This window comes from Tepidimonas charontis (genome assembly GCF_007556685.1).
In the GTDB taxonomy this organism is placed as follows: domain Bacteria; phylum Pseudomonadota; class Gammaproteobacteria; order Burkholderiales; family Burkholderiaceae_C; genus Tepidimonas; species Tepidimonas charontis.
Window position 1 is genome coordinate 13,419 of record NZ_VJON01000028.1, and the last position, 23,425, is coordinate 36,843.

20 protein-coding genes are annotated in these 23,425 nt (G+C 69.6%); 12 read left to right on the plus strand and 8 right to left on the minus strand.

All coding sequences use genetic code 11. The features are described 5' to 3' along the window. Positions 1-4: 4 nt before the first annotated feature. Positions 5-1,456, minus strand: a complete 1,452-nt coding sequence (dnaA, locus tag Tchar_RS08820; RefSeq protein WP_144328702.1) for a chromosomal replication initiator protein DnaA — start codon at positions 1,454-1,456, stop codon at positions 5-7. 168 nt (positions 1,457-1,624) lie between these two features. Here dnaA and rpmH point away from each other — a divergent pair, with 168 nt between their 5' ends. The 6 genes from rpmH to Tchar_RS08850 all read left to right on the plus strand — a co-directional run bounded on the left by rpmH (position 1,625) and on the right by Tchar_RS08850 (position 7,216). After that, complete coding sequence (rpmH, locus tag Tchar_RS08825) at positions 1,625-1,759, plus strand: 50S ribosomal protein L34 (RefSeq protein ID WP_006299042.1); 135 nt, start codon at positions 1,625-1,627, stop codon at positions 1,757-1,759. A 44-nt stretch (positions 1,760-1,803) separates the two neighbouring features. Next, on the plus strand, positions 1,804-2,331 hold the full coding sequence (locus tag Tchar_RS08830; RefSeq protein WP_236640405.1) for a ribonuclease P protein component: 528 nt from the start codon (positions 1,804-1,806) through the stop codon (positions 2,329-2,331). 125 nt (positions 2,332-2,456) lie between these two features. After that, the gene (gene yidD, locus Tchar_RS08835; RefSeq protein ID WP_144328719.1) at positions 2,457-2,774 is read left to right on the plus strand and encodes a membrane protein insertion efficiency factor YidD; all 318 of its coding nucleotides are present in this window, start codon (positions 2,457-2,459) and stop codon (positions 2,772-2,774) included. After that, positions 2,771-4,492: a membrane protein insertase YidC gene (gene yidC / locus Tchar_RS08840; RefSeq protein ID WP_144328704.1), complete on the plus strand. Its 1,722-nt coding sequence runs from the start codon at positions 2,771-2,773 to the stop codon at positions 4,490-4,492. The genes yidD and yidC overlap by 4 nt, the downstream gene beginning before the upstream one ends. A 46-nt stretch (positions 4,493-4,538) precedes the next feature. Beyond that, entirely contained in the window at positions 4,539-6,014 is a 1,476-nt protein-coding gene (gene mnmE / locus Tchar_RS08845; RefSeq protein WP_144328705.1) for a tRNA uridine-5-carboxymethylaminomethyl(34) synthesis GTPase MnmE, read from the plus strand. Next, positions 6,011-7,216 carry a pyridoxal phosphate-dependent aminotransferase gene (locus Tchar_RS08850; protein WP_144328706.1) on the plus strand — a complete coding sequence of 402 codons (1,206 nt, stop codon included), beginning with the start codon at positions 6,011-6,013 and terminating at the stop codon, positions 7,214-7,216. The genes mnmE and Tchar_RS08850 overlap by 4 nt, the downstream gene beginning before the upstream one ends. A 124-nt stretch (positions 7,217-7,340) precedes the next feature. On the opposite strand, the gene Tchar_RS08855 is transcribed toward Tchar_RS08850, so the two are convergent. The 3 genes from Tchar_RS08855 to recA form a co-directional block, all read right to left on the minus strand. Further along, positions 7,341-9,458 (minus strand): methyl-accepting chemotaxis protein, encoded by a 2,118-nt coding sequence (locus Tchar_RS08855; protein WP_144328707.1) that lies wholly within the window; start codon positions 9,456-9,458, stop codon positions 7,341-7,343. A 186-nt stretch (positions 9,459-9,644) separates the two neighbouring features. After that, positions 9,645-10,136 carry a recombination regulator RecX gene (gene recX / locus Tchar_RS08860; protein WP_144328708.1) on the minus strand — a complete coding sequence of 164 codons (492 nt, stop codon included), beginning with the start codon at positions 10,134-10,136 and terminating at the stop codon, positions 9,645-9,647. After that, complete coding sequence (gene recA / locus Tchar_RS08865; protein ID WP_144328709.1) at positions 10,114-11,187, minus strand: recombinase RecA; 1,074 nt, start codon at positions 11,185-11,187, stop codon at positions 10,114-10,116. The genes recX and recA overlap by 23 nt, the downstream gene beginning before the upstream one ends. Before the next feature lie 128 nt (positions 11,188-11,315). Between recA and Tchar_RS08870 the strand changes: the two genes are divergently transcribed. The 3 genes from Tchar_RS08870 (at position 11,316) to Tchar_RS08880 (ending at position 14,097) form a co-directional block, all read left to right on the plus strand. Continuing rightward, positions 11,316-11,855 carry a MarR family transcriptional regulator gene (locus Tchar_RS08870; RefSeq protein WP_144328710.1) on the plus strand — a complete coding sequence of 180 codons (540 nt, stop codon included), beginning with the start codon at positions 11,316-11,318 and terminating at the stop codon, positions 11,853-11,855. A 27-nt stretch (positions 11,856-11,882) separates the two neighbouring features. Further along, positions 11,883-12,557 carry a response regulator gene (locus Tchar_RS08875; RefSeq protein WP_144328711.1) on the plus strand — a complete coding sequence of 225 codons (675 nt, stop codon included), beginning with the start codon at positions 11,883-11,885 and terminating at the stop codon, positions 12,555-12,557. Positions 12,558-12,663: 106 nt separating this feature from the next. After that, the gene (locus Tchar_RS08880; RefSeq protein ID WP_144328720.1) at positions 12,664-14,097 is read left to right on the plus strand and encodes a sensor histidine kinase; all 1,434 of its coding nucleotides are present in this window, start codon (positions 12,664-12,666) and stop codon (positions 14,095-14,097) included. Here the strand turns inward: Tchar_RS08880 and Tchar_RS08885 are convergent. Further along, entirely contained in the window at positions 14,069-14,725 is a 657-nt protein-coding gene (locus Tchar_RS08885) for a glutathione S-transferase family protein (RefSeq protein WP_144328712.1), read from the minus strand. The genes Tchar_RS08880 and Tchar_RS08885 overlap by 29 nt on opposite strands. Before the next feature lie 171 nt (positions 14,726-14,896). Here Tchar_RS08885 and Tchar_RS08890 point away from each other — a divergent pair, with 171 nt between their 5' ends. Next, on the plus strand, positions 14,897-16,522 hold the full coding sequence (locus Tchar_RS08890) for a hypothetical protein (RefSeq protein ID WP_144328713.1): 1,626 nt from the start codon (positions 14,897-14,899) through the stop codon (positions 16,520-16,522). Positions 16,523-16,596: 74 nt separating this feature from the next. Here the strand turns inward: Tchar_RS08890 and Tchar_RS08895 are convergent, their stop codons facing one another. After that, positions 16,597-19,260: a DNA topoisomerase III gene (locus tag Tchar_RS08895; protein WP_144328714.1), complete on the minus strand. Its 2,664-nt coding sequence runs from the start codon at positions 19,258-19,260 to the stop codon at positions 16,597-16,599. A gap of 241 nt (positions 19,261-19,501) precedes the next feature. Here Tchar_RS08895 and Tchar_RS08900 point away from each other — a divergent pair, with 241 nt between their 5' ends. Both Tchar_RS08900 and Tchar_RS08905 read left to right on the plus strand, forming a co-directional pair. Then, complete coding sequence (locus tag Tchar_RS08900; protein ID WP_144328715.1) at positions 19,502-20,311, plus strand: biotin--[acetyl-CoA-carboxylase] ligase; 810 nt, start codon at positions 19,502-19,504, stop codon at positions 20,309-20,311. Next, positions 20,305-21,078 carry an SPOR domain-containing protein gene (locus Tchar_RS08905; protein ID WP_144328716.1) on the plus strand — a complete coding sequence of 258 codons (774 nt, stop codon included), beginning with the start codon at positions 20,305-20,307 and terminating at the stop codon, positions 21,076-21,078. Before Tchar_RS08900 ends, Tchar_RS08905 begins: the two co-directional genes overlap by 7 nt. Before the next feature lie 10 nt (positions 21,079-21,088). Here Tchar_RS08905 and gap read toward each other — a convergent pair whose 3' ends face one another. Both gap and Tchar_RS08915 read right to left on the minus strand, forming a co-directional pair. Beyond that, a complete protein-coding gene (gap, locus tag Tchar_RS08910) occupies positions 21,089-22,111 on the minus strand; it encodes a type I glyceraldehyde-3-phosphate dehydrogenase (RefSeq protein WP_144328717.1) in 1,023 nt (340 codons plus the stop codon). 54 nt (positions 22,112-22,165) lie between these two features. Then, positions 22,166-23,425: transketolase-like TK C-terminal-containing protein (locus Tchar_RS08915; protein WP_328592042.1), on the minus strand; the 1,260-nt coding region annotated here is incomplete at its 5' end.

Here is a 23,425-nt window from a genome sequence, read left to right on the forward strand (position 1 = left end):
CGTGTCAGCCTTTCAGGGTCTGCTCCAGCACGTGGAGCTGCTGGTTGAGTTCGCTGTGGGTCTGGCGCTCGGCGGCGATCTTGCGCACCGCGTGCAGCACGGTGGTGTGGTCACGCCCGCCGAACAGCTCGCCTATCTCCGGCAGGCTCTTCTGCGTCAGCTCCTTGGCCAGATACATGGCGATTTGGCGCGGCCGCGCGATGTTGGCCGGCCGCTTTTTCGAGTACATATCCGCGACCTTGATCTTGTAGAAATCGGCCACGGTCTTTTGGATGTTTTCGACGCTGATTTGGCGGTTTTGGATCGACAGCAGATCCTTGAGTGCCTCGCGCGCCAGCGCAATCGAGATGTCGCGCTGATTGAAGCGCGCATAAGCGAGCACCTTGCGCAGCGCGCCTTCGAGCTCGCGCACGTTGGAGCGCACGTTCTTGGCGACGAAAAACGCCACGTCCTCTGGCAGGACGGTGCCTTCGGCAGCGGCCTTGCTGATCAGAATCGCCACGCGCATCTCCAACTCCGGCGGCTCGATGGCCACCGTCAACCCCGAATCGAAGCGTGACACCAAGCGCTCGTGGATGTCGGTCAGCCCCTTGGGGTAGGTGTCGCTGGTCATGACGATGTGGCTTTTTTTCGCCAGCAGCGCTTCGAAGGCGTTGAAAAACTCCTCCTGCGTGCGCTCCTTGTTGGCAAAAAATTGCACATCGTCGATCAGCAGCAAATCCAGGTTGTGGTAGCGCTGCTTGAAGGCGTCGAAGGTCTTGCGCTGATACGACTTGACGACGTCCGAGACGAACTGCTCGGCGTGGATGTAGAGCACCTTGGCCTCGGGCCGCTCGACCAACAACTGGTTGCCGATGGCATGCACCAAATGGGTCTTGCCCAGGCCCACGCCGCCGTAGATGAACAGCGGGTTGTAGAGCTGCCCCGGGCTGGCAGCCACGTGCATGGCCGCGGCACGCGCCATCCGGTTGGCCGAGCCCTCCACCAGCGTGGAGAAGGTCAAACTTGGATTGAGCCGATGGGTGTGCTGCGGCGTTTCCGCAGCCGGCTCGGGCAGCGGTCGCAGCAGCGCTTCGGTGCGGCTCGGTGCCGCATCCACAGCACGCAGGGCAGCCGCCGCCGGGGCGCCCGCGGCCGGACGCGCGGCGACTTCGCGCGGCGTCAGCACCAACTCCAAAGCCACCGGCTGGCCCGCCACCGCCTGCAGCACCGCGCTGATCTTGCCCGCATATTGGGCGCGCACCCAGTCCAGCTTGAAACGGTTGGCCACCGCCAGCGTCACCCGAGTGCCGCCATCGGTCACGCGCGCCTGCAGCGGCCGAATCCAGGTATTGACCTGCTGCGGCGGCAGCTCCTGGGCCAGCCGCTCGACGCAAGCCGCCCAGAGGTCGGCCGGCGCCTGGGGCGGCCGCACGTCGGCGGCGCTCGCATCGGACAGGGAACGCGAAGAACTCATGGGCGGGAAGGGAATCGGACGGGCGCACGACGGCACATCGTCGGCGGGATTGTAGCGGCCGCCGCCCACTTATCCACACCCCGGCTGGACCTACCCGCGGAGTTGGCAGGCCGGCGCGCTTTTGCGATAATGCGCGGTTTGTCAAATAGCGAAAACGGGGCTGCACTCATGAAACGCACCTACCAACCCTCCAAGATCCGCCGCGCGCGCACCCATGGCTTTTTGGTGCGCATGAAGACCCGCGGGGGCCGCGCCGTCATCAACGCGCGCCGCGCCAAGGGCCGCAAGCGTCTGGCCGTCTGAGCCGGCGCGCGACGCAGGTGCGCGAGCCGCCTCGGCCCGAACCCGTGTCTGCGGCGCGGACCGTGCCCCAGCGCTTGCAGCAGCGCGCCCAGTTTCAGGCCCTCTTGCGTGGTCCAGCCTTGGTGCACACGGCCCATTTCGCCTTGCACGGTCTGGCCACCGCTGGCCTGAAGGGATCCCGCGGTCGGCCCCTGTTTACCGGCCCCGGCCCATGGCTGGGGGCGGTGGTGCCCAAACGGTGGGCGCGCCGCGCCGTCACCCGCAACACCCTCAAGCGCCAGATCGCTGCGGCGGCGGCCGAATGGCCCCTGCCCCCCGGTGCCTGGCTGGTACGCTTGCGGCGAGCCTTCGCGCCCGCCGAGTATCCGAGCGCGACCTCGGCCGCCTTGCGCCATGCCGTGCGCGCCGAGCTGCGGGAGCTGCTCGGGGTGCGCCTGCCCCAGTGGCTGGCCAGCGGCCGCCGTCTGCCGTCGGCGCTGGACGGCTCGGGCACGGCGGGCGTTGCGCGCGCTGATGCGCGCCGCACCGCGTCGTCTGCGCGCGCGGCGCTCGAACGCGGCGAGGTCGCTTGACTGCCTGTGGCCGTACCATGGCACGCATACCCCGCCCTCCTTCCTCCGGCGCCTGCCGCAGTGGCCGGACGACGGCGCCCGCCACCGTGGTACCGAAGGGCACCAGCGCCGGGCATCCGCCCGCCATGCCCTCGGCGGCAGAGACAGGGTGGCAGCGCTTGGGCGTGCACCTGCGCGCGCTGCCTGCGCGCGTTCTCATCGCCGCGGTGCAGGGCTACCGCCTGCTGCTGAGCCCCTGGCTGGGTTCGTCTTGCCGCTTCACACCCAGCTGCTCGGCCTACGCCTTGGAAGCCCTGCAACGCCATGGAGCGGCGGCCGGCACCTATCTGGCGGCGCGGCGGCTGCTGCGCTGCCACCCCTGGTGTGCGGGTGGCTGTGATCCGGTGCCCTCCGCGCCACCGCGCCTGTTTTCTTTCCTCGACCGACACCCCCCTTCGACATGAGCGACATTCGCCGATCCATCCTGTGGGTGATCTTTGGCTTTTCGATGATCCTGTTGTGGGATCGTTGGCAGGTTTACAACGGCCAGCCAGCCACCTTCTTTCCCTCGGCCAGCAGCCCGGCCCGCCCGGCAGCCAGCGATGCGCCACGCCGTGACGGCGACGCCAGTGTGCCGGTCGCCGACATCGCCACCTCGACCCCGGCCAATGCGACGGCCACCGGCGCGGCTCCGGCCGCCGCGCTGCCACCGCGCGAGCGCCACAGCGTGCGCACCGATGTCCTGGAGTTGACCATCGACAGCGAAGGCGCCTCGCTGGTGGGCGCGCGCCTGCTGCGCCACGCGGCCGAAACCGGCAAGGCGCTGCGCCAGCAATTCACGCCGCTGCAACTGCTCACCGACAGCGACGGTCGCACCTACGTGGCGCAAAGCGGGGTGGTCGGCAACGGCGCCCTGCCCACTCACAAGACGCCGATGCGCCTGGTCGAGCCGGCCGATCCGGCGGCGCTGACGCTGGCCGACGGACAGCAGACCCTGACGCTGCGCTTCGAGTCGGTGCCGATCGGCGGCGCGGTGCTGCGCAAGACGCTGACACTGCAGCGCGGCAGCTACGCCATCGGGGTGCAACACGAACTGGTCAACGTGGGCCAGGCTCCGTTGCAGGCGCGCGTATACCAGCAGCTGCTGCGTGACCGCCTGCACGCTGGCAGTGAAACGCCGTTTTACTCCACCTTCACCGGCCCGGCGGTGTATAGCGACGCGGCCAAGTACCAAAAGGTCGGCTTCGACGATATCGACAAGGGCAAGATCGATATCCAGACCCGCGCCAGCGATGGCTACGTGGCGATGGTGCAGCACTACTTCGTCACCGCCTGGCTGCTGCCGGCCGGTGTGGAGCGCGAGAACTTCGTGCGCAAGGTCGATGGCCTGTACGCGGTGGGCCAGATCGGCCCCACGCTGACGGTGGCGCCGGGCGAGCACGCCCGCTTCGACGCGCAGCTCTATGTCGGCCCGCAAGAAGAAAAAGTATTGGAAGCGCTGGCCCCCGGCCTGGAACTGGTCAAGGACTATGGCTGGTTGACCATCCTGGCCAAGCCGCTGTACTGGCTGCTGGCCAAAATCCACGCCATCGTCGGCAACTGGGGCTGGGCCATCGTCGCCCTGGTGGTGTTGATCAAGGCGGCCTTTTACTGGCTCAACGCCAGTGCCTACCGCAGCATGGCCAAGATGAAAGCGATCAATCCGCGCATCATGGAAATGCGCGAGCGCCTGAAAGACAAGCCGCAGTTGCTGCAGCAGGAGATGATGAAGCTGTACCGGGACGAGAAGGTCAACCCGCTCGGCGGCTGTCTGCCCATCCTGATCCAGATCCCGGTGTTCATTGCCCTGTACTGGGTGCTGCTGGCCAGCGTCGAGATGCGCAACGCCCCCTGGATCGGCTGGATCGTGGACCTGTCCTCCCCCGACCCGTACTATGTGCTGCCGCTGGTGATGACCCTGACCACGCTGGTGCAGACGGCGCTCAACCCGCTGCCGCCCGATCCGCTGCAGGCCAAGCTGATGTGGCTGATGCCGCTCATCTTCAGCGTGATGTTTTTCTTCTTTCCCGCTGGCTTGGTGCTGTACTGGATCACCAACAACATCTTGACGATCGCGCAGCAGGCCGTCATAAACCATCAGATGGGCGTGCCGCTGAAGTTCAACCTGCCCACGTTCAAGTAAACGGACGCGGCCCGAACGCCGCGCCTGCGCCCGTGCGACCTGCGGCATGCTGCCCCGCCACCACGAACCCATCGTTGCCGTCGCCACCGCCCCGGGGCGCGGCGCGGTGGGCATCGTGCGTCTGTCCGGACGGGGACTGGCGTCGTTGATGCCGCCGCTGCTGGGCCGTAGCCTGCGGCCCCGATACGCGCACTATGGGCCTTTTTTGGCAGCGGACGGCAGCGCGCTGGACCACGGCATCGCCTTGTGGTTTCCGGCACCACACTCCTACACCGGCGAAGACGTGCTGGAGCTGCAGGCGCACGGCGGTCCGGTGCTGTTGCAGCTGTTGCTGCAGCGCTGCCTGCAAGCGGCATCCGAAGCCGACTCGTGCAGCGGACAGCCGCGCCTGCCGGGCCTGCGCATGGCGCAACCGGGCGAATTCACCGAGCGCGCCTTCCTCAACGGCAAGCTGGACCTGGCGCAAGCCGAGGCGGTGGCCGACCTGATCGACGCCAGTACGGAAGCCGCTGCGCGCAGCGCCGCGCGCTCGCTCAGCGGCGCCTTCTCGCAAGCGGTGCAGGCGCTGCACGAGTCCCTGGTGCACCTGCGCATGCTGGTGGAGGCCACGCTCGACTTTCCCGAAGAGGACATCGATTTTTTGCAACAGGCCGACGCCGCCGGACGGCTGGCGCGGCTGCTGGCGCAGCTGGATGAGGTGCTGGCGCGCACGCGCCAGGGGGCGTTGCTGCGCGAAGGCATGCACGTGGTCATCGCTGGGCAGCCCAACGCGGGCAAGAGCTCGCTGCTCAACGCGCTGGCGCAAGCCGAGGTGGCCATCGTCACGCCCGTTGCCGGCACCACGCGCGACGTAGTGCAACAGGCCATCCAGATCGAGGGCGTGCCGCTGCACGTGATCGACACCGCCGGCCTGCGCGATGGCGCCGAGGTCGATGAAATCGAGCGCATCGGCATCGCGCGCGCCTGGCAGCGCATCGAGACGGCCGACGCCGTGCTGTTCGTGCACGACCTCACGCGCGCGGCCGACCCCGCGTACGCGCAGGCCGACGCCGCCATCGCCGCCGAGCTGCGCGCGCGGCTGCCGGCGCGCGTGCCGGTCATCGACGTCTGGAACAAGGCCGATGCGGTGGGTGCCACGGCCGCCGTGGACGAGACCGAGGCCCGGGCAGCACCGGCTGCCGCGGCGGACGGCGTCGTGGCGTCGGCGCCGCCGCTGCGGCTGTCGGCACGCACCGGCGCGGGCTTGCCAGCGCTGCGCCAGCGGCTGCTGCAGGCGGTGGGCTGGACGGGCCACACGCCGGAGGGGCTGTTTAGCGCCCGCCAACGCCACGTCGATGCCTTGCGGCAGGTGCGCACCCACGTGCAGGCGGCGCAGATGCTGCTGGCGGGCCCCGCACCGGCGCTGGAGCTGCTGGCCGAGGAGCTGCGCTTGGCGCAGGAAGCGCTGGCGCGCCTGACCGGCGCGTTCGGCGCCGACGACCTGCTGGGCGTGATCTTTTCCCGCTTTTGCATCGGCAAATGACAACCCTGGTCCCCGCTCCCCCTGCCAGCACGCGCGCCCAGGCGGTGGCGCCCTTCCTCGTGATGCACGTGGCCCAGGAGGCCGCTGCGCATGCGGCCGCCCAGCCGCCGGGGGCGCCGCGTCTGCTGTACCTGAATATCGGCGAGCCGGACCGCGGCGCGCCGCCCCCGGTGCAAGCCGCTGCCGAGGCCGCCATCCGCGCCGGCCGCACCCAGTACACCGCGGCGCTCGGGCTGGATGCGCTGCGCGAGCGGCTGTCGGCCTGGTATGCACAGCGCCATGGGGTAGCGGTGCCGGCGCGGCGCATCGCCATCACCGCCGGCGCCTCGGCCGCGCTGCAGCTGGCTACCCTGGCCTTGTTCGACGCCGGCGACGAGGTGCTGCTGCCGGACCCGGGCTACCCCTGCAACCGACAGATTCTGGCCAGCTTGGGCGTGACGCCGACCGCCCTGCCCACCACGGCGGCCACGCGCTACCAGCCCACGGCCGCCCAGATCCAGGCGGCCTGGGGGCCGCGCACGCGCGGCGTGATGTTGGCCTCGCCGGCCAACCCCACGGGAACGTCGATCGAGCCGGCCGCGTTGGATCGGCTGCTGGCGGTGGTGCGGGGGCACGGCGGCGCGTTGGTCATCGACGAGATCTACCTCGGCCTGTCGTTTGCGGCGCGCTACGGCCAAACCGCACTGGCGCTGGGCGACGATGTCATCAGCGTCAACAGCTTTTCCAAATATTTCGGCATGACGGGCTGGCGGCTGGGCTGGCTGGTCTTGCCCGAGTCGCTCGTGCCGGCGGCCGAGCGGCTGATGCAGAACCACTATATCTGCGCCAGCGCGGTGGCGCAGCATGCGGCGCTGGCTTGCTTCGAGCCGGAGAGCCTGGCCGAGTTCGAACGCCGCCGCGCCGACTACGCGGCGCGGCGTGACGCCTTCGTGCCGACGCTGCGCGCGCTGGGCTTCGCCGTGCCGGTGGCGCCGGACGGCGCGTTTTACGTATGGGCCGATGCCAGCGCCTTGTTTGCGCGCGCCGGCGTGACCAACAGCATGGAGTTCGTGCGCGCGATGCTGCGCCACGCGCACGTGGTGGCCACGCCGAGCGCCGATTTCGGCCAAGCCGATGGCGCTCGCTTCGTGCGCTTTTCCATCGCCACCGCCCCCGCCGATCTGGACGAGGCCATCGAGCGCCTGCGCCGCTGGCTGGTCTGAGCCCGATCCCACCGTCCGGGCCGGCCATTGGGGTCTGGTGGGCCCTGATCACGCCCCCGCGATGGCGGGCTGGGCCGCGCCGGCCCGCCGAGCGCGCCAAGCTTGCCGAGCGGCGGTCATGGCCTCAAAACGTGGTCCACTCGTCCTGTGCCGACGCCGCGGCGGCGGCAGGGGCGGGGGTCGCGGCGCCCGTCGGCGCCGTCAAGCGCGGCGCGCCGCGCCCGCCCGCGGCCGCCTGCTGCTGGATGGCCGCCGACTTGCGCGCGCCCGCCACCATCTCCTTGAGGCGGTGCAGGGTATCGACCACCGCCCGGCCTGCACGCAGAAACGGCGAATCGCCCTGCAGCAGCGCATTGGCCTCTTCTTTGCGCCCGCGCACGATGAGCTCGGCCACGTGGCCCGCCTCCTGGTGAAACCGCTTGTGCTGCTCCACCAGCGTGGAAAACAAGGGCAACTGCCCGTGTTGCCGGCCGCCTTCGCCGTAGATCCATTTGCCCAGCACGCAGCAGTCGTCGCGCCGGATGGTGGCCACATCGAGCTTTTCATCCTTGAGGATGGCGTTGCGCAGGCGCACGCGCCACTGCTGGTGCGCCTGAATGGCAGCGTCGAAATCGAGTTTGTTGGGGTCGCTGCGCTCTTGCGCCACCTTGCGCAGCGCCACCGCGTCTTCCTTGGCCAGCAACAAGTCTTTGGGCGTGAGTCGAAAGACACGGATGGTGCCGTGCACGGTCTGCACTTGGTCGTCCAAGGCAGCCGCCGCGGCGGCCAATTGCTCCACCATCGCCGCATTTTGCTGCGTGATGCCATCCAGATTGGCGATCGCCTCCGCGATCTGCGCCACCCCTTGCGACTGCTCCTGCGCGGCGTGGCTGACGTCTTCGAACATGCGCGCCACCCGCTCCACCGCCTCGGTGACCGCCTGCATGCGCTGCACCGCCTCGGCGCTGCGGGCATCGCCCACCAGCACGCGCTCGCGCGATTCGGTAATGAGCTGCCGAATTTGCTTGGCCGCTTCGCTGGTGCGCTGCGCCAGCGCGCGCACTTCGCTGGCCACCACGGCAAAACCGCGACCGGCCTCGCCCGCACGCGCCGCCTCCACCGCCGCGTTGAGCGCCAGGATATTGGTCTGGAACGCCACCCCTTCGATGACCTGGATGATGTCGGTGATGCGCTGCGAGGACTCGGTGATCTCGCGCATGGTGCCGGTGAGCATGCCCACCGCTTCGCTGCCGGTGCGCGCCAGCGCCAGCGTATTGCGTGCCACCTCCACCCCCTCGGCCGCCAGACGCGCGCTTTCCTGCGTGGTGCCGTGGATTTCCTCCATCGACGAGGCCACCCGCGCCAGACTGCTGGCGGCTTGCTCGGTGCGGTTGGACAGGTCGAGGTTGCCGGCGCGAATTTCCTGCGTGCCACCGCGCAGGTTGGCCACTTCGTGGCGAATGTCGCGCACGATGGTACGCACCCCGACTTCGACCTGTTGCAAAGCCAGTTGGATGCGCCTGAGCTCGCCCTGGGTGTCGACGGTGATCGCCTCGACCAGGTCGCCGCTGGCCAGATGCTCGGCTTGGCGTACGATGCGCCGCACCGGGCGCACGAAGCCGTGCTCGATGATCGCCACCCCCGCCGCCAGCGCCAGCAGCGCCGCCAGCACCGCTGCCCACAGCGGCAGGCCCGCGGCCAACAGCGCCAGCGGCAGCGCGGCGCTGGCAGCATAGCCCAGCACCAGACGACCGCGCAGCCCGGGCCGCAACGCACGCCCCAGTGCCCCCAGCGGGCCGGCGCGCACCACCTCGCCCCCCGACAGGCGCGTGCGCAGCTGTCCGCGTTGGGCCTCCTCGCGCATGCGCGCGTACAGCGCCTCGGCGGCCTGGATTTCGGCTTCGGTCGGTTTGGTGCGCACCGACAAAAAGCCGACGATCTGGTCGCCCTCGCGCACCGGCGTGGCGTTGGCGCGCACCCAATAGTGGTCGCCGTTTTTGCGCCGGTTTTTGACCAATCCGGTCCACGGGCGGCCTTCTTCCAAGATGGTGTGCCACATATCGCGGTACGCCTCCTCGGGCATATCCGGATGGCGCACGATGTTGTGTGGCTGCCCGAGCAGCTCGTCGCGCGTGTACCCGCTGACGGCGACGAAATTGTTGTTGGCGTAAGTGATGCGCCCCTTGACGTCGGTGACCGATATCAGGGTCTGGTCGGCCGGGAAGTCGTAGGCCTTTTGGGTGACGGGCAGATTGACACGCATGAAACGGCTCCGAATGCGAGGTGGCGAGTGCCAGGCGGCAGCGGCCACGGCCGACGATCATCCCACGTCGGCACAGCGGCCGTGCCCCGCGACTGGGCAGCACGCACTCCGCTGCTGGCGATCATAGCGGACCCAGGTGGCAAGCGGTAGGGGCGTGCCGAAGTCACGGCCCGCGCCCTGCTGAATTCAGGCGTCCTCATCGGGGGCGGCTGGCGCTGCGATGGCCCGCGGCACCACCCGCTGCGCCACGTCGGCGGCAAAGCCGCGTGCCGCCAAAAAGCGCAGCTGGCGGGCGCGCTCGCGCGCATCGGCCGGGGCGCGCCCGAAGCGCTGCTGCCACACCGCCTGCGCGCGCTCGACTTCACTGGCCTGCAGTCGCTGCTGCACCTGGCGCAGGGTATCGGGGTCCACGCCGCGCGCGCCCAGCTCGGCCTGGATACGACGTGCGCCGAAGCGCGCCGCGCGTCGGCGCAGGTGACCTTCCACCGCGCGCTGCTCGTCCAGCCAGCCGCGCGCGGCGCACTCCTGCAGCACGGCGTCCAGGGCAGCCGCGTCGGGCGCGTAGGGCGCCAGACGCTGCGCCAATTCGGCGCGTGTGTACTCACGCCGCGCCAGCCAGCGCAGGGCGCGCGCGCGCAGGCTCAGGGCGCCGGGCTCACAGATCGTCGAGCGCGACATCGGGCACATCGTTCTCGTCCGCGGCCACGCTGGGTAAGGCGGCCACGCCGACGGCGGCGCGAATCTTGTTTTCGATCTCGCGCGCCAAGTCGGGGTTTTCCTTCAAAAATTCGCGTGCGTTTTCGCGCCCCTGGCCGATTTTTTCGCCGTTGTAGGCATACCACGCACCGGATTTCTCGATGACTTTGTGCAGCACCCCGAGATCGACGATTTCCCCCTCGCGACTGATGCCCTCGCCGTAGAGGATGTCGAAGTCAGCGGTTTTGAACGGCGGGGCGACCTTGTTCTTAACGACCTTGACCTTGGTCTCGCTGCCGATGACCTCCTCGCCCTTCTTGATCGAGCCGGTGCGGCGAATGTCGATGCGCACCGAAGCGTAGAACTTGAGCGCATTGCCACCGGTGGTGGTCTCGGGGCTGCCGAACATCACGCCGATCTTCATCCGGATCTGGTTGATGAAGATGACCATGCAATTGGTCTTTTTGATGGTGGCGGTGAGTTTGCGCAGCGCCTGACTCATCAGTCGCGCCTGCAGACCCGGCAGGGCATCCCCCATGTCGCCTTCGATCTCGGCCTTCGGCGTCAGCGCCGCCACCGAGTCCACCACGATCAGGTCCACGGCGCCGGAGCGCACCAAACTGTCGACGATCTCCAGCGCCTGCTCGCCGGTGTCGGGCTGGCTGATGAGCAGGTTGGACAAATCCACCCCGAGCTTTTGCGCGTACTGCACATCCAGTGCGTGCTCGGCATCGACGAAGGCGCAGATGCCACCTTGTTTTTGCATCTGGGCGATGACCTGCAGCGTCAGCGTCGTCTTGCCCGAGGACTCGGGCCCATAGATCTCGATCACGCGCCCGCGCGGCAGGCCGCCCACGCCCAGCGCCAGATCCAGTCCGAGCGAGCCGGTGGACACCACCTGGATGTCCTCCACCTTCTCGCCTTCGGCCAGGCGCATGATGGTGCCTTTGCCAAATTGCTTTTCGATTTGGGCCAGGGCGGCCTGCAGGGCCTTGGCCTTGTCGGGGTCGGGCTGACGGGTGGCAGCGTTCATGAAGGGCTCCTGAGCAATGACGTTCATACGACCAAACAACGGGCAATCACCCCGCTCGGCGCCAGTGTAGCCGCGAATGAACGCGAGTTTTTTGTTTTTTTTGGTCAGTTTGCCTTACCATTTGGCGCATGTCTTCGATGCCGGTTTTCGGTCCCCATGAACGCTGGCGGCTGACCCACTTGGGGCGCTTGCTGGGGCATGCCTTGCGCCGTTTCGACGAGCGGGTGCTGTGGTTGATGGCGCACTCGCCGCAGGTACCGCTGGCGCTGTCGAACCTGGCGGCGCGCGAGCAGGTGGGCGCGGCGATCGTGCACATCACGCGTCATCTGCCGCTGGAGGGCGCACGCCTGACCGAGCTGGCGCACAGCGCCGGCATGACCAAGCAGGCCATGGCCGACCTGGTGGACCAGTGCGAGGCTTGGGACCTGGTGCGACGCGAGCCCGACCCGCGCGACCGGCGCGCGCGCCGTATCGTCTTCACCGCCACCGGGCGCGACTGGCTGCACGCCTTCGAGCGCGCCGTCACCCAAGCCGAGGCGGAATTTCGCGCCGCCGTCGGTGCGCCGGTGGCCGCGGTGGTCGCGCTGGGACTGGAAGCCTATGCCGAGGGCGATGCCCGGGCGACGACGGCGGCCTACAATGGACGCTCGCGGCCGCGCGCGCCGTGACCCCGGGGCTTCCGCAGGAGACCGACCATGCGCATCCTCATCGCCGAAGACGATCAGGTTCTGGCCGACGGCTTGTTGCGCACCTTGCGCGCCGCCGGCGCCGCCGTCGACCACGTGGCCAGCGGCGACGAAGCCGATGCCGCGCTGCTGATGCACGACAGCTTCGACCTGCTGATTCTGGACTTGGGACTGCCCAATCTGGGGGGCCTGGAGGTGCTGCGGCGGCTACGTGCACGCGGCGCCAAGCTGCCGGTGCTGATTCTGACCGCCGCCGACAGCGTCGAGGATCGCGTGCGCGGCCTGGATCTGGGCGCCGACGACTACATGGCCAAACCGTTCGCGCTGGCGGAACTGGAGGCGCGCGTGCGCGCGCTGGTGCGCCGCGGCGCCGGCGCGGCCAGCAGCGTCATCCAACATGGGCCACTGACCTACGATCAGGCTGGGCGCGTGGCCACCATCGACGGCAAGATGATCGAGCTGTCCGCGCGCGAGCTCAGCTTGCTGGAAGTGCTGCTGCAGCGCGCCGGACGGTTGGTGAGCAAGGAGCAGCTGGTCGAGCGCCTGTGCGAGTGGGGCGACGAAGTCAGCACCAACGCCATCGAAGTCTACATCCACCGGCTACGCAAAAAGATCGAGCACGGCCCGATCCGCATCGCCACCGTGCGCGGACTGGGGTACTGCCTTGAGAAGATTCCTGGCTGACGGCGACGACGCAGCGCGCTCACCCGGCGAGCGTCGCCGCCACCGACCCTGGCACGGTCTGTTCGAGCGCGAACAGCACAGCCTGTTCGGTGAGATTCTGGACTGGATGCTGACGCCGCTGCTGCTGCTGTGGCCGCTGTCGCTGGGGCTGACGTGGTACGTGGCGCAAGGCATTGCCGACCGTCCCTACGACCGCGCCCTGGAGTTCAACCTGCGGGCGCTGACGCAGTTCGTCACGTTGGAAGATGGGCGCGCCGCTTTCGCGCTCACCCCGCAGGCGCGCGACCTGCTGCGCGCCGACGGCACCGATTGGGTGTTTTACCAAGTGCTGGACCACGACGGGCGCTTGGTCAGCGGCGAAGCCCACTTTCCCCCACCGCCCGCCGATGCGCCACGCCGCGTGGGCGTGGTGCAGCTGCGCGACGACCGCATTCGCGACGAGGACGTGCGCGTGGCCTACACCTGGCTGGCCCACAGCCCGCAGCCGCAGCGCTGGGTGCTGATGCAGGTGGCCGAGACGCGCGGCAAACGCTCCAAGCTCGCCACCGAAATCATCAAAGGCGTGATGGTGCCGCAATTCATCATTCTGCCGCTGGCCGTGCTGCTGGTGTGGCTGGCGTTGGCGCACGGCATCCGACCGCTGAGCGAACTGGAGCAACGCATTCGCGCACGCCGCCCGGACGACCTCAGCCCGATCGACGACGAGCACGTGCCGCAGGAAGTGGCCCCGCTGGTGGCCTCGATCAACGACTTGCTGCGACGGCTGCGCGGCTCCTTGGCGCAGCAAAAGCGCTTCCTGGCCGACGCGGCGCATCAACTCAAAACGCCACTGGCGGGCTTGCGCCTTCAGGCCGAAATGGCGCAGAAGCTGCTGCCCGCGCAGGCGGGCGAGGACGTGGAGCGCTCCCTGCGCCAGCTGGCCAGCTCCAGCGCGCGTGCGGCGCATACCGTCAACCAGCTGCTGGCGCTGGCGCGCGCGGAGATGACGGGCCAGTCGCTGCCACGCGAACCGGTGGATTTGGCGGCGGTGGCACGCGAGGTGGTCGAGGACCTGGTGCCGCTGGCCCTGGACAAGGGTATCGACCTCGGTTTCGAGGCCCAGCCCGATCCGTGGCCGACCGGGCTGCCGCCGGTGCGCCTGCGCGGCCACCCCACGCTGCTGGCCGAGCTGGTCCGTAATCTGGCCGACAACGCGCTGCGCTACACGCCGGCGCACGGCGTGGTGACGGTGCGCGTGCTCACCGATCCGTTCAGCGGCGTGCAGGTGCTGCAGGTGGAAGACAGCGGCCCAGGCATCGCGCCCGACGAGCGCGAACGCGTGCTGGCGCCGTTTTACCGCTCCTTGGGCACGCAGGTGGAGGGCTCGGGCCTGGGCTTGGCGATCGTGCTGGAGATCGTCCAGCAACACGGTGCCACGCTGTCACTGGAGGATGCGCAGCCGCAGGCCGCCCCGCCGCACGGGCGCGGGTTGCGCGTTTCGGTGCGGTTTCAGGGCGAAGTAGGCCCCAAACTCACGCCGCCGTGGGCTGGTACACATTGAGCTTGAGCCGCTCACGCTCGATCGCGCGCGCCACCGCCGGCACATTGGCCAGCGACTGCGCCAACGCCCAGGTCTGCGGCAGCGTGGTCGGGTCGATGCCGGCAAAGCCGCCCCAGCGCAGCAGCGTCAGCGCGTAGGCATCGATCACGCCCGGGCGGTCGCCCCCCAGCCAAGCGCCCGGACGCTGCGCGGCCACCGCCTCCAGCTCGGCCAGCAGGCCGCGGTACTGCTGCAGCGCCTGTGCCTTGATGGCAGCCTGGGCGGCCTCGTCGGCGGCAAATTTGGCCGGCATGAAGACGTGCGTGAAGGTGGGATGAACGGTGTTGTTCATCCACGCCAGCAGCTCCAGCGCGCGCGTGCGCGCTAGGCCCGACACCGGCAGCAAGCCGGCCTGCGGAAAGCGGGCATCCAGATGCAGGCAGATGGCGATGATTTGCGTGATCGGCGCCCCATCGTCCACCAGCACCGGCACTTGAGCGCGCGGGTTCAAGGCCAAAAATTCGGGGCTGCGCTGCTCGCCCTTGTGCAGCTTGACGAGCACCGGCTCGAAATCGGCACCGGCCAACTCCAGCGCCGCGTGGGCTACGAACGAGCACGCCCCAGGGGCGTAGTACAGCGACAGACTCATGGCCATCGTCTCCTTGCTTGTGACCTCGGGTGGGGCGGATATGCACCGCGGCAGCGCTCGATGCCTGCGGCCACACGTTGTGGCCTTCTTCCGCTGGCACACATGATAGCGCTGCGCCGCGCGGGCACGGCGTGCGCATCGCATACAGTCACGCCTGAGTAAGGCCTGTCCATGATCAGACCGTCTACCCTCGCCACTGCACCACCCAGCGCTGCCGTCTCCAGCTGGACACGTCGGCTGCTGGCCGTCGCGCCACCGCCGCTCAGCCCTCCGGACGTGATTCGCATCCTCTACGACGAGGAGCTGCCCACGCCACGGCTGCTGGCGATCTTGCAGCGCGATTTGCCGCTGGGATTGGCCGTGCTGCTGGAGGCTCAGCAGCGACTGCGCCAGGGCCAGGTGGAGTCGCTGGCGCACGCCGTGGGCGTACTGGGCCTGCGCGGCCTGTGGCGGGTGGTGGAGCGGCTGGCAGCCCACCCGTTCGACCCGCGCCAGCCCGCGCACCGGCTGTATGCCGAAGCGGTGGCCACCAGCCGGCTGGCGGCCCATTTGGCGGCGCAATTGGCGCCCGCAGGGACGCCCGAGACCCGCCAGCGCCTGATGTGGGAAATGCAGGTGCAGACGATGGCCGAGTGGCGCCTGCCACTGGCCGCCCCCGACGTGGCGCAGCGCATGGCCGCGCGCATCGCCGCCGGTGAGCGCCCGACGCACGTCGAGCGGGATCTACTCGGCTGCCCGCTGCATGCCCTCAACGCCGCGCTGGCGCAGCACTTCGGCTTCGTCGAGCCCGATGACCCGCGTGCCACCGTGTGGCTGCAGGCGCGGCGGCTGGCGCAGGCGGCCCGCCACGCCTGGATCGACGCCCATCCGCCGCCACTGCCCGACGATGTGGGCCGCTGGCTGTACCGCCCGAGCACCCTGCGGTCGCTGCTGCATTGGCTGGCGCAGGAGGCGATGCGCAGCTGGTACAGCCCACGCACGCGGCTGCTGTGCGATGCCCTGTCGGCGCACCGCCACTGGCGTGTGGGCGACGTGGTGGCGGCCACCCGGCGCGCAGCGCTGGCGGCCAGCCATGAAATGCTCACCCGCGGGGTGGTGGTGGCGCCGGCGGCGCGCCTGTTTTGGGCGCCGTGGGTGCGGCCCCGGCGGGGCCCGGGGGCCGACGCCACGGCCGCGGCTGCGCCAGCGTCGGCGGGTGTGCACACGGGCGGGCCCGCTGCGGCGCGCCACCCCACCCCCGGCAGCACCGCGCGCCCGCTGATCGAGCGCTTCGCGGCAGACTGCCAGCGAGGACGCCACCCCGACGTAGGTGCCTTTTTTCGCGCCTTCCAGCACGCGCTGGACGAGGGCCTGGGGCTGCGCCGCTGCGCCCTGTTTCTCAAGACCACGCAGGCCGCGCAGCTGGTGTGCTACATGGCGCACGGCTTTGGCGGCTCGATCGTGCCGCGCCAGACCACCGTGGCGCTGCAGGGCGAGCACGTACTGGCGCGCCTATTTGCCCAACCCGGCGCCTTTTTGCTGGCCGAGCCGGCACGCGTGGCGCACCTGCGCACGCGCCTGCCGGCGTCGCTGCAACGGGCGCTGCTGCCCAGCGGGGCGATGTGGGGCACGGTGCAAGTGCGCCAGCGCGCCGTCGGTGTGCTGTGGGCCGACACGGGCAGCGCCGACGCGCCGGTGGACACGACGCAATACGCCGGCTTCAAGCGCTTGATGCACCACTTCGGACCGGGGTTGACGCGGCTGATGCAGCTGCGGCGCGCCGCTTTCACGGCCACCCGCCCGCCCGACGAACATTAGACAGAAGCCAGCGACCCTGCCAGCCGCCGCACTCTCCCCCCTCAAGACGCGCGCCGCCGCCGTGCCGGTGCACCCTACGCGCTACCGCGCGCCGCTGCGCGCGTACGCACGGTGCGCTTACCCTTCTCACGCGGCTCGAAGGCGAAATTGACCTTGCCGGCCTCGGCATCCCAGACCAAGGCGGCCCGAAACGGCCGGCGCGTGCGGTTGGAGACGAAGCCGTCGAGCCAATCGGTGCGCCCTTCGGCCAAGAGCTTGGCCATCTGCTCGCGCGCGATGGACTGCTGCAAGATGGTGGTGGCGGTTTTGAAGTCGCAGCTCGGGGTCGGTTGCTCGCCGCTGGGCACGGCCCGCGTGCACACATACTGGCTGCCGTACTCGACCACCGGCGCGCCGCACTTGGGGCACGCGCCCAGCGGCTCGGCCGCGCTGAGGTCGGCGGAGGCGGCGGCCTCCCCACCCTGGGGCGCGTCGCCAAAATCGAAGCCCAGCTTCCATTGCCCGGCCTCGTCGGGGGCCAGGGTGAGCTCGGCGCTGAACGGCCAGCCGGCTTTGGAGCGAAAGCCCTCCAGCGGACCGATGCGGTGCGTGCGCAACAGGTCTTCGACCTCGTCGAGCGCGAAGACGCGTCCGCCCGGTGCCTTGGGCAGTGAAAAGCCGCAGCCCGCCCCGGCACCATCGACCCCCGCGCAGGCGTAGCGGCGGTAATTTTCCTTGACCACGCCGCCGCATTGCGGGCAGGGGGTGTGCAGCGTGGCGTAGTCGCCCGGCACGCTGTCGCGGTCGTATTCCTTGGCCTTGCGCACGATGCGCTCGGTCATGGCGGCGATGTCGCGCATGAAGGCTTCGCGGCTGAGCTGGCCGCGCTCCATTTGCGCCAGCTTGTGCTCCCACTCGCCGGTGAGTTCCGGGCGCGTCAGCTCCTCCACGCCCAGTCCGCGCAGCAGCGTCATGAGCTGGAAGGCTTTGGGCGTGGGCACCAGCTCGCGCCCGTCGCGCAGCAGGTATTTCTCGGCGATCAGCCCCTCGATGATGGCCGCACGCGTGGCCGGCGTGCCCAGTCCCTTGTCGGCCATGGCCGAGCGCAGCTCATCGTCGTCCACGCGTTTGCCAGCGCTTTCCATCGCGGCCAGCAGCGTGGCTTCGTTGTAGCGGGCCGGCGGCCGGGTTTGTTTGGCGTCCAGCCGCACGTCGTGCACCGGCACGCGCTCGCCGCTGGCCACGGCAGGTAGCCGTCGATCGCGCTCGCTGGCCTCGTCGGCGGCCTCGGCCTCGCGCCCATAGACCACCATCCAACCCGGGTTGACCAGCACCTTGCCCTCGGTTTTGAAGTGATGCAGTGCGTCGCCGGCTGCCACGCGCGTGATGCGCGTGGTCACCAGAAACTCCGCCGGCGGGAAGAAGACGGCGATGAAACGCCGCACCACCAGGTCATAGAGCTTTTGTTCGGCGTCCGTCAAACCGCGCGGCACCTGCGCAGTGGGGATGATGGCGAAGTGGTCGCTGACCTTGCTGTCGTCGAAGACGCGCTTGGTCGGCCGCACCCAGCCCTGCTGCAGCGCGGTGCGCGCGTGCGGCGCCAAATGCGCCAGCGGGCTGTCGGCCAGCACCTGCAGCGTTTGGCGCACGGTGCCCAGGTAGTCTTCGGGCAGCGCGCGCGCGTCGGTGCGCGGGTAGGTCAGCACCTTGTGTTTTTCGTACAGGCTCTGCGCCAGCGCCAGCGTGGTTTTGGCCGAAAAACCAAAGCGCCCGTTGGCTTCGCGCTGCAAGCTGGTGAGGTCGTACAGCAGGCCGCACGCTTGGGTGCTGGGCTTGGCCTCGTCGCTGACCTCGCCGCTGCGCCCCTGCACGGCAGCGGCAATGGCGCGGGCCTGCGCCTCATCCCACAAGCGCTCGGCGCGCGCCTCCGCATCGGCGCCTTCGCCCTGTGGCTTGCGAAACGCGGGGTCGAACCAGCGCCCGGCGTAAGAGCCAGCGGCGGCGGCGAAGGTGGCGTGCACCTCCCAGTAGTTGCGGGCGCGAAAGCGTCGTATCTCCTCCTCGCGCTCGACGACGATGGCCAGGGTCGGCGTCTGCACCCGTCCCACGGTGGTGAGAAAAAACCCACCGTCGCGCGAGTTGAAGGCGGTCATGGCACGCGTGCCGTTGATGCCGACCAGCCAGTCGGCCTCGGAGCGCGAGCGCGCCGCATCGGCCAGCGGGCGCATCTGCTCGTCGCTGCGCAGGTGCGCAAAACCGTCGCGAATGGCTTGCGGCGTCATCGACTGCAGCCACAGCCGCTTGACCGGCTTGCCCAGCGGCTTGGGACGCCCGTCCTTGTCGCTGCCCGCTGCGTACTGCTCGATCAGGCGAAAGATCAGCTCGCCCTCGCGTCCGGCGTCGCAGGCGTTGATCAGCTCGGTCACGTCCTTGCGCCGCGCCAGCCGGACGATGGCATTGAGCCGCCCCTTGCTCTTGTCCAGCGGCTTGAGCTCGAAGTGCGGCGGTATCACCGGCAGATGGGTAAAGCTCCATTTGCCGCGCTTGACTTCGTACGCCTCGGGCGCGGCGATCTCCAGCAAGTGGCCCACTGCGGAGGTGACGATGTAGCGCGGGTTTTCGTAGTATTCGTCGTGCTTGTCGAACGGCCCTGCCACGGGCGTGAGGGCGCGCACGATATCCAGCGCCACCGAGGGCTTTTCGGCGATGACCAGCGTTTTGCCGGCCACAGGGGTGTCGGTCTTTTCGGGGGACTTCATCTCTACAATGCTCCGGGCGACGGCGGCGCGCCGGCCCGCAGCGACGGCCCCGGCTCGCGCGCGCTCGCGCGCGCCCACTCGTCGTACCTTAGCAAATTTTCGCCTTACCCCTGACGGCCACCGTATGACCCACAGCACGCATCGTTTGGCATCCCCGGTGGCGGCAGCGTCGGCTGCCGTCGGCGACGCGGTGGAGGGCGCAGCAGCGTCGCCGGCACGGGATGTCCAAGCAAGGCCGCCCATGCCCCCTGCTGCCGCGCTGGCGGCCCTGCACGCCGGCGCCGAGGCGCTGTGGCAACGCACCGCCCCCGTCTGGCCGACGCTGACGGTGGAGGTGCTGCCCCGCATCGACTCCACCAACGCCGAGCTGATGCGGCGCGCCCGCGCCGGCCAAACCGAGCCGGTGGTGCTGACGGCGCTGGAGCAGACCGCGGGACGCGGACGGGCTGGCCGCCCCTGGATCACACCGCCTGGGGCGGCGCTGGCGCTGTCGGTGGGCTGCTGGCTCAACCCCGCCGACTGGAGCGGGTTGTCCCTGGCCGTCGGTGTGGCGGTGGCCGAAGCCCTGGGCCCTGCGGTGCAGCTCAAATGGCCCAACGATCTGTGGTGGCGGCAACGTAAAGTGGGCGGCATTCTGATCGAAACCGCCAATGTGCCCGGACCGGGGCCCGGGCGCTGGTGTGTGGCGGGTATCGGCCTGAATGGCACCGCGCCCGACTTGCCCGCCAACGCCAGCGCACACGCCGTACCGCCTGCCGGCCTGCGTGAGGCCGAGCAGGCGGGTGAGCTGCCCGCCTGGCCACTGGCGCGCCTGCTGGAGGCGGTGGGGTACGCGGTGCTGCACGCATTGACTGCGTTCGAGCGGGCGGGGCTGGCCCCCTTTCTGCCGCGCTACGCGGCGCGCGATGCGCTGGCCGGCCGCGCGTTGTGTCTGAGTGATGGCACACACGGGGTGGCCGATGGCGTGGCGGCGGACGGCAGCCTGCGACTGCTCACCGCCAACGGCACCGTCCACGTGCATCAAGGTGACGTGAGCGTGCGGCCATGCTGAGAGCCCTGGTCGTGCTGTTGCTGCTGTCCAACGCCACGCTGTGGGCGTGGCGACAAGGCTGGCTGGGCACCGCGCCCACCCAGGACGATGTCGGCCGAGAACCGCAGCGCATGGCGCAACAAATCGAGCCGCAGCGGCTACAGTTGCTCAACCCGCCCGGCGGCGCTGCCACGGATCCCACGGCCAGCCGCGCGGCCTTGCCCAGCACCGATGGCAGCGACGATCCGCAGGCGGCAACGCCGCGCCCCCCGGCCGAGGATGAAGCGCAGCCGACCAGCGCATCGGCGCCGGCGTCCGAGCCGGCGGCGGCGGAGCCACGGGCATGCTGGCAACTCCCCGCCCTGCCCTTGGCCCAAGCCGAGGCCGCGCGGCGCAGCGCCGAAGATAGCGCTGGCCTGCGCGGGCGCAGCACCGAGCAAGCCGCCGTCCTGCCGGCGCGCTGGATCGTCTATGTGGGCAAGTTGGCCAATGCCGAAGCGCTGCAGCGGCGGCGCGCGGCCTTGCGCCAAGCGGGCATCGAGCACCGCGAGGTCAACAGCGCGGCCCTGTCACCTGGGCTGGCGTTGGGCACCTACTCCAGCGAGGAGGCGGCACGGCGCGCGCTGCAGGACGCGCTGCGCCAAGGCGTCGCCGATGCCCGCGTGGTGCAGGAGCGGCCCGAGACGCGCCTGCTGACACTGCGCTGGCCCGACCTGACAACCGAGGAGTTGCAGCGCCTGCGCACCGCCCTGGGCGCCAGCGCGGCCACGCTGGCGCCGTGCCGCTGACGCCTCGCGCTCAGCCCTGGGCCACCACGCGCGCCATCTCCAGGCACTTGGCTGCGTAGCCCCACTCGTTGTCGTACCAGGCAACGACCTTGACGAAGGTCTCATCCAGCGCCATGCCCGCCTTGGCGTCGAAGACGCTGATGCAGTCCTCGCCACGGAAGTCGGTGGACACCACGGCGTCTTCGGTGTAGCCCAGCACGCCCAGCAGGCCGCCCTCGGCCACCGGGCGCTGGCTCATGGCGCGCATTTCGGCACAGATGGCGTCGTAGCTGGCCGGGGTTTGCAGCTCACAGGTCAGATCCACCACCGACACGTCGCTGGTGGGCACACGGAAGGCCATGCCGGTGAGCTTTTTGTTTAGCGCCGGAATGACCTTGCCCACCGCCTTGGCCGCACCGGTGCTGCTGGGAATGATGTTTTCCAGAATGCCGCGCCCGCCGCGCCAGTCTTTGCGCGAGGAGCCATCGACCGTTTTCTGGCTGGCGGTGGCGGCATGCACGGTGGTCATCAGGGCGCGCTTGATGCCCCACTTGTCGTGCAGCACCTTGGCCACCGGTGCCAGGCAGTTGGTGGTGCAGGAGGCGTTGCTGATCACCGCCTCGCCCGCGTACGCCGTGTGGTTGACGCCATAGACGAACATCGGCGTGTCATCCTTGCTGGGCGCCGAAATCACCACCTTGCGTGCGCCGGCCTCCAGATGCACTTCCTCGCAGGCTTCGCGCGTCAGAAACTGGCCGGTGCACTCCAGCACCACGTCCACGCCCATCTCGCCCCACTTGAGCTGCGGCTCGCTGCGCTCGTGCGTCAGGACGATGCGCCGTCCGTTGACGACGAGCGCCTCGCCATCGTGCGCCACCGTACCGCGAAAGCGCCCGTGCACGCTGTCGTACTTGAGCATGTAGGCGAGATAGTCCGGCGCCTTGGGGTCGTTGATGCCGACGATTTCCACATCGTCGAAGCCGCCCTGCAGCGCCGCGCGCAACGCCAGGCGACCGATGCGGCCGAAGCCGTTGATGCCGACACGAATGGTCATGATGGGATTTCCTTCTCAGCGGGTTGGGGGGCCGTCAGGCGACGGCCCTCGGCGTCAGGCGCCGGCCAGCACCGCGCGCACAGTGGCGGCGATGTTGGCGGGCGTCAGGCCAAACAACTCGAACAGGGGAGCAGCGGGTGCAGACTCGCCAAAGCCCGGCACACCCACCACGGCGGCACAGCCGTACTTCCACCAAAAGTCCGGACTGCCCGCCTCCACGGCGATGCGCGGCAGCGCGCGCGGCAGCACCGCCAGCCGATACTCCAGGGGCTGGCGGTCGAACACGGTGGTGCTGGGCAGCGAGACCACGCGCACGGGGATGCCTTCCTCGGCCAGCAGACGCTGCGCCTGCAGCGCCAACGCCACCTCGGAGCCGGTGGCCAGCAACACCGCCTTGGGCTTTTTGCGGGCTTTGAATCCGGCCGCATGCGGCTCGGCGATGATATAGCCACCGCGCGCCACGGCAGCCAGACCGCAGGCCTGCGGCGCCAGCGTCGAGTCGGGCTTGGGCAGCGCCGGCAGAGCCTGGCGGCTGAGCAACAGCGCCGTGGGCCCATCTGTGCGCTGCAAGGCAGCTCCCCAGGCCACGGCGGTCTCGGCCGCATCGGCAGGGCGCCAGACATCCAAATGCGGTATCAGGCGCAAACTGGCGGCGTGCTCCACGGGCTGGTGGGTGGGTCCGTCCTCGCCCAGACCGATCGAGTCGTGCGTGAGCACATGGATGACACGCTGCCGCATCAGCGCCGCCATGCGGATGGCGTTGCGGCTGTAGTCGCTGAAGGTCAGGAAGGTGCCGCCGTAGGGAATGTAGCCACCGTGCAGCGCGATGCCGTTCATCATCGCCGCCATGCCGAACTCGCGCACGCCGTAGTTGATGTGGCGGCCCAAGCGTCCCTGCGCATCGCGCGCCAGCGCGCCACTGGCATCGACCCGCAGCGCGGGGGTGACCGCAGTCTGCGTCAAATTGGAGCCGGTCAAATCGGCGCTGCCCCCCAGCAGCTCTGGCACAGCAGCGGTCAGCGCCTCCAAGGCCATCTGGCTGGCCTTGCGGGTGGCCACGGTCGGCGCCTGCGCGTGCATCTGCTCGACCAGGGCGTGCAGTCGGTCGGCGAAATCGGCCGGCAACTCGCCGGCCCAGCGGCGCTGCAGCTCGGCCGCCTCACGCGGATAGGCGGCGGCGTAGGCCTGCCAGCGCTGGCGCCATTCGGCCTCGGCCTGCGCGCCGCGCGCACGCGCATCCCAGGCCGCACGCACATCGTCAGGTATTTCGAACGGCGCGTAGGGCCAGTCGAGCGCCGCGCGCGCGGCAGCGAT

Bases quoted from the DNA above. Each gene is read 5' to 3' on its own strand.
- dnaA (WP_144328702.1), bottom strand. From the start codon at position 1,456: ATGAGTTCTTCGCGTTCCCTGTCCGATGCGAGCGCCGCCGACGTGCGG.
- rpmH (WP_006299042.1), top strand. From the start codon at position 1,625: ATGAAACGCACCTACCAACCCTCCAAGATCCGCCGCGCGCGCACCCAT.
- yidD (WP_144328719.1), top strand. From the start codon at position 2,457: ATGCCCTCGGCGGCAGAGACAGGGTGGCAGCGCTTGGGCGTGCACCTG.
- yidC (WP_144328704.1), top strand. From the start codon at position 2,771: ATGAGCGACATTCGCCGATCCATCCTGTGGGTGATCTTTGGCTTTTCG.
- mnmE (WP_144328705.1), top strand. From the start codon at position 4,539: ATGCTGCCCCGCCACCACGAACCCATCGTTGCCGTCGCCACCGCCCCG.
- Tchar_RS08850 (WP_144328706.1), top strand. From the start codon at position 6,011: ATGACAACCCTGGTCCCCGCTCCCCCTGCCAGCACGCGCGCCCAGGCG.
- Tchar_RS08855 (WP_144328707.1), bottom strand. From the start codon at position 9,458: ATGCGTGTCAATCTGCCCGTCACCCAAAAGGCCTACGACTTCCCGGCC.
- recX (WP_144328708.1), bottom strand. From the start codon at position 10,136: ATGTCGCGCTCGACGATCTGTGAGCCCGGCGCCCTGAGCCTGCGCGCG.
- recA (WP_144328709.1), bottom strand. From the start codon at position 11,187: ATGAACGCTGCCACCCGTCAGCCCGACCCCGACAAGGCCAAGGCCCTG.
- Tchar_RS08870 (WP_144328710.1), top strand. From the start codon at position 11,316: ATGTCTTCGATGCCGGTTTTCGGTCCCCATGAACGCTGGCGGCTGACC.
- Tchar_RS08875 (WP_144328711.1), top strand. From the start codon at position 11,883: ATGCGCATCCTCATCGCCGAAGACGATCAGGTTCTGGCCGACGGCTTG.
- Tchar_RS08880 (WP_144328720.1), top strand. From the start codon at position 12,664: ATGCTGACGCCGCTGCTGCTGCTGTGGCCGCTGTCGCTGGGGCTGACG.
- Tchar_RS08885 (WP_144328712.1), bottom strand. From the start codon at position 14,725: ATGAGTCTGTCGCTGTACTACGCCCCTGGGGCGTGCTCGTTCGTAGCC.
- Tchar_RS08890 (WP_144328713.1), top strand. From the start codon at position 14,897: ATGATCAGACCGTCTACCCTCGCCACTGCACCACCCAGCGCTGCCGTC.
- Tchar_RS08895 (WP_144328714.1), bottom strand. From the start codon at position 19,260: ATGAAGTCCCCCGAAAAGACCGACACCCCTGTGGCCGGCAAAACGCTG.
- Tchar_RS08900 (WP_144328715.1), top strand. From the start codon at position 19,502: ATGCCCCCTGCTGCCGCGCTGGCGGCCCTGCACGCCGGCGCCGAGGCG.
- Tchar_RS08905 (WP_144328716.1), top strand. From the start codon at position 20,305: ATGCTGAGAGCCCTGGTCGTGCTGTTGCTGCTGTCCAACGCCACGCTG.
- gap (WP_144328717.1), bottom strand. From the start codon at position 22,111: ATGACCATTCGTGTCGGCATCAACGGCTTCGGCCGCATCGGTCGCCTG.